A 4,771-nucleotide genomic window follows, 5' to 3' on the forward strand; every position below is an offset into this window, starting at 1 on the left:
CGATAAGTCGAGAAGCCCCCACTTCAAGCGACCTGTAAGGGTGGTAAGTGGTGGGAGTAGTTCACAAATAAGAGGATTGTTCAAAAACTTTCGGGTTTATTTAAAGGCAAAAACTATTTTTTGCAACTGTTGATTGAAACGGAAGAAAATCGACTCCTGCCGGATAAGCGATCAAGGTGTGACCCCGCACGAGCGAAGCGAGGAGGAGGCTCACCTGTCGCCCCGGGGAAAGCGAGTGTCTGGAGTGGAAATCAAGAGCACTGATTATTAGCCAAACCTATAAAGGACCGGGCGTAATTTGCCCGGTTTTTATTTTGGCATTTTATTCCTGCAATGATATAATTAAGATGCCGGACAATTGTTAATGATATTTGGTGCGAATACGTCCGGTTGTATCCTATACCAGAAACTTATTTTAAAGTTATTCAAGATTTTTTTTATACGAAATGAAACTTCCGGGATTCCTAAGCGTATTAATTGCTGAGGAGAGAATTAGGGCAATGTTCCTTCTGGTCACATTAAGGGTAATGTAAAGAACGCGTCTGATGCTGCATTAAATATCAAAGGGATAAAAACGTAACACAAATAGAGGAGGATGGACGATGAAAGACGAAAGAAAACGCATCTTGAAGCTTGTTGAAGAAGGAAAGTTGTCGGTGGAGGAAGCTTTGTTTCTGATTGAGCAGCTGGATCAGAATAAATCAACTGCGCTTTCTACGAATGTGAGCTTTGATGAAGCTAAAAAAGAAGAATTTAAAAAAGAAGATTACAACACGTATCACTTCCATACAGTAAAAGATAAGGTGCTTGAATTTGTTGATTCTGCCTTCAAAAAAATCAAGGATTTCGATTTGGATCTGAACTTTGGCCACTCTGTTGAAGTCTCGCATATTTTCTTGCAGGAAAATCCTTCTTTGAATCAGGTGGACATTGATCTGGCAAATGGTTCAGTGAAAGTAGTGCCATGGGATCAGAAAGATGTGCGTGTCGAATGCAGTGCGAAGGTGTACCGGGTCGAAAGTCAGGATGAAGCACGCAAGAAGTTTTTAGAGGACACGGTGTTTACCATTGAAAATCAAAAGCTGCGGTTTTCCGTTCAACAAAAATGGATGAAGGTGGATGCAGTCATCCATGTACCACAAGCAGAATACGATTCATTCCGAATTCGCTTGTTTAATGGATCGATCGACGCTGAAAACGTAACAGCAAAAGATTGTCGGGCAAAAACAGCAAACGGCAAGGTACTATTAAAGAACTTTGCGTGTGGCAAGCTAGAAACAGAAACAGTGAGTGGCCCAATCGATATCCAGCAGAGCACGATCAAGGAACTGGAGGTAGAAACGATCAATGGCGCAATCAAGGCAGATGGAGTTTTTGTCAATGTGGATCTCCAGTCGTTTAATGGAAATGTCACATGCACGGTTTTGAACCAAGATTGCGAAAACGTGGATATGAAGGCGACCACCGGAAGTATCGAGGTGTACCTGCCAGAGAAAACACCGGCAAGCGGCGAGCTGAAATCAAATCTTGGCAGCTTTGCCATCGAACTTGATGGCATACAGATCGTCGAGGAGAAAAGCGATATGGTCCAGAAACATCTTCGTTTCAAGCCCGCGGACGATGGACAAAAGGCTGTCAGGCTACATGCAGACACGAAAACTGGTTCGATTGTGGTGAAAAAGCTGATCCAACAGCAATAGGAGGAGTAGGGAAATGAGGTGGCTGCTGGGGATTGTCATTAACGCCGTGCTGTTTATGGCGCTTGCCGGATTTTTTGAAAGGGAAATCTACCTGTCAGGATTTGGCGCTGCTTTAGGTGCGAGCTTTGTTCTTTCTATCTTAAATATTTTGGTTAAACCGATTTTGATTATTTTGACGCTTCCTGTCACAGTCCTTAGCCTCGGGCTGTTCTTGTTTGTGATTAACGCCGTTACATTGATGCTGACGGACAGCCTGATGGGGAGTTCGTTTGAAATCGCCGGCTTTGGCATGGCGCTGCTTACAGCGGTGATCATGTCCTTGGCAAATTTGGTCATTCAAAACACCGTGTTACGTGAATAGGATAAAAAAAGGGAAAGCAAAGGCCGGCACTTATAGTGTCGGCCTTACTCAATATAGGCATCAAAGCCTGCGGACTTTAAACGTGCAGCAAGTTGTTTGGCATTCCGTTCCCTTTCGAACGCTCCTGCCTGGACTTTAAATACTTTAGGCGCATTGTCCTTTCTCTGGAGTTTGAACTGTTCTGTCAGAGCTTGGACAATCCCTTCTGCGACCGCTTTTCGGTACGTTTCAGTGCGCAATAGCCCCGCTTCCCTCCGGTTTGTCATGAATCCGCATTCTACTAGGACGGCATCCATTTTTGTTTCCCTCAAGACGTGGAAGTCAGCAGTTTTCACCCCGCGATTTTCAAGGCCGGTCGCAAGAACAAGGTTGTGCTGAATTTTCTGCGCCAGCTGAATTGCTTCAGGCGGTCTAGATAGATAGACATAGGTCTCCAAACCGCCGACATCATTCCAGGCACCGCTGCCAAATGCATTGGAGTGAATCGATACAAATACATCCACATTCAGACTGTTTGCCTTGTCCGTTCTTGCTGTCAATAGCACATCCCGCTGATCGGAATGAGAAAAATAGACGGTGACATTCTTGTAGTTTTCTAGCAGCAGTTTAGCATAGTTTGCCACAGCACGATTAAACTCATATTCTCTCAAGCCATCTGGACTTTGCTTTCCTGATGTGTTGTAGCCATGGCCAGCATCAAGCATGATCTTCAAGATCCTCCCACCTTTCAAATAAAAGATTTCCTCATCCGTATATATAAGACCAAAAGTCAGAAAAGGACATAGTGGGATCTGGAAGACTATCATCCATTATTTGTTCAGCTCAAAAATATCTTCCAGACGCAAGGACATGAACTCATGCCCATCCTGGATCGCTTTGTTATAAAAGTGGGGGGCAAGCTTGCTGGCAAAAAAATCAAGAATCAGCATCGCAGCTAAATCCCCAAGCTCCTCTCCGCGTTCTTCATGGAAATACCTTTTAATTTCTGCGATCATTTGATTTCTAGCAGCATCATCCATTTGAAAATTCTTCAGCATTGTATCTACTCCTCATCCTTTTAAATCGAAACAAAGAAAATATTCGACAAAGACATTCGATTATTTCCGTGGAAATAAGCTAAAATTTCTTGCTGCATCGACAATGCAGCGGTGTTGTTAAAGGGGCATGATTGGGTTTTATTGTATCGTTAAAGCCGCTGCATATACAAACGAATTTATAGCGGTCGGTTTTATCGGGTATAGCTGATAGTCTCCGCGACAAAAAGTTTGATGACATCATGGTTGTTGTCAAGCACAACGAGATCGGCATCTTTTTCCGCAAGCAATACTTCCTTTTCGATCAAAAATATTCAGCTGTCTAGCTGGATTTTCGCTGGCAAGCTTTACTGGATCTGAAAGACTGAGCCCAGTTAATTCCAACATATTTTTTAATCTACGTCTCTTCTGTCAATATTCTGGCATTAACCAGCAAAAAATCTTTCATTCTTTTTCACCCTAACATTGTGTCCTTTTTCTTCCATTATACAAAAACTTCATTTCAGTTGTCTAGACCACTTTGTGTTAACAGAAGAATTGAGGGAAATTATCCAACTTATATTTGGAACTTCATGAAAAAGTGCTAAAATAGAAAGTATTGTGATCTTATTGTAAAAAAATGTCCTAATAAAGGAGGAACTTTCTTTGCCAAAAGTCCGGACGAAAGACATTGTCGAGAAATTCGACATGGAATTGTTAAGTGGAGAGGAGGGCATCAACCGTCCGATTACGACAACTGATATCTCCAGGCCAGGACTCGAGATTGCCGGTTACTTTGAATATTATCCTGCAGAGCGCCTGCAGTTGCTTGGTAAAACAGAGTTGACCTTTTTTGAAAAACTAAACCCTCGCGAAAGAGCAGAGCGAATGGAGAAGCTTTGCACCGATATTACGCCTGGCATTATCGTCACAAGGGATATGGAGGTTCCAGCAGAACTGATCGAAGCGTCAGAGCGCGAGTCTGTACCGGTGATGCGGTCGAAACAAAAAACGACAAGGCTTTCTAGTCATCTGACAAATTACCTGGAGAGCAAGCTGGCTCCCACTACTGCCGTCCATGGGGTACTGGTCGATCTGTATGGAATCGGTGTCTTAATTACAGGGAAAAGCGGTGTCGGTAAAAGTGAAACAGCGTTAGAATTGGTGAAGCGCGGACACCGCCTGGTCGCCGACGATTGTGTCGAGATCCGTCAGGAAGATGTCGGAACGCTTGTCGGTAACTCGCCTGATTTGATTGAACACCTGCTCGAAATCCGCGGTGTGGGCATCATCAATGTGATGACACTGTTCGGTGCAGGAGCTGTTCGCTCGCACAAACGGATTTCGCTGAACATTGACCTCGAAATCTGGGATCAGAAAAAATCATATGACAGATTGGGACTAGATGAAGAAACAATGAGAGTCCTCGACACGGAAATCACCAAGCTTACGATTCCGGTCCGTCCAGGGCGGAACCTCGCTGTCATTATTGAAGTAGCGGCGATGAACTTCAGGCTAAAGCGGATGGGAGTGAACGCTGCAGAACAATTCACCAACAGGCTTGCAGACGTCATCGAGGATGGCGACCATGATTAACTGGAAAATGAGGCATTATTGATAAGCGCTTTTCTTTATAGAATAAGAAAGTATAAAATTCATTTCGAAAATTGTCCAGCTCCAGCGCCTAGCCCCTCGAG

General features: G+C 43.9%; 6 protein-coding genes. 3 read left to right on the plus strand and 3 right to left on the minus strand.

Features of this window, described 5'->3' with window-relative positions:
* Nucleotides 1–602 precede the first annotated feature (602 nt).
* A complete protein-coding gene (locus tag UB32_RS16095) occupies nt 603–1,700 on the plus strand; it encodes a DUF4097 family beta strand repeat-containing protein (protein WP_044395570.1) in 1,098 nt (365 codons plus the stop codon).
* A gap of 13 nt (nt 1,701–1,713) precedes the next feature.
* On the plus strand, nt 1,714–2,061 hold the full coding sequence (locus UB32_RS16100; protein ID WP_044395572.1) for a phage holin family protein: 348 nt from the start codon (nt 1,714–1,716) through the stop codon (nt 2,059–2,061).
* A gap of 44 nt (nt 2,062–2,105) precedes the next feature.
* On the opposite strand, the gene UB32_RS16105 is transcribed toward UB32_RS16100, so the two are convergent.
* The 3 genes from UB32_RS16105 to UB32_RS19885 all read right to left on the minus strand — a co-directional run bounded on the left by UB32_RS16105 (nt 2,106) and on the right by UB32_RS19885 (nt 3,482).
* On the minus strand, nt 2,106–2,765 hold the full coding sequence (locus UB32_RS16105; RefSeq protein WP_347230922.1) for an N-acetylmuramoyl-L-alanine amidase: 660 nt from the start codon (nt 2,763–2,765) through the stop codon (nt 2,106–2,108).
* A gap of 105 nt (nt 2,766–2,870) precedes the next feature.
* Nucleotides 2,871–3,098 carry a DUF2164 domain-containing protein gene (locus tag UB32_RS16110; protein WP_044395576.1) on the minus strand — a complete coding sequence of 76 codons (228 nt, stop codon included), beginning with the start codon at nt 3,096–3,098 and terminating at the stop codon, nt 2,871–2,873.
* Between the two features lie 249 nt (nt 3,099–3,347).
* Nucleotides 3,348–3,482, minus strand: coding sequence for an amidohydrolase family protein (locus tag UB32_RS19885; protein ID WP_241768528.1), 135 nt, complete (start codon nt 3,480–3,482; stop codon nt 3,348–3,350).
* Between the two features lie 258 nt (nt 3,483–3,740).
* Between UB32_RS19885 and hprK the strand changes: the two genes are divergently transcribed.
* Complete coding sequence (gene hprK / locus UB32_RS16115; protein ID WP_044395578.1) at nt 3,741–4,670, plus strand: HPr(Ser) kinase/phosphatase; 930 nt, start codon at nt 3,741–3,743, stop codon at nt 4,668–4,670.
* Nucleotides 4,671–4,771 lie beyond the last annotated feature (101 nt).

The sequence above is a fragment of the Mesobacillus subterraneus genome (assembly GCF_000934845.1).
Lineage (GTDB): Bacteria > Bacillota > Bacilli > Bacillales > Cytobacillaceae > Mesobacillus > Mesobacillus stamsii.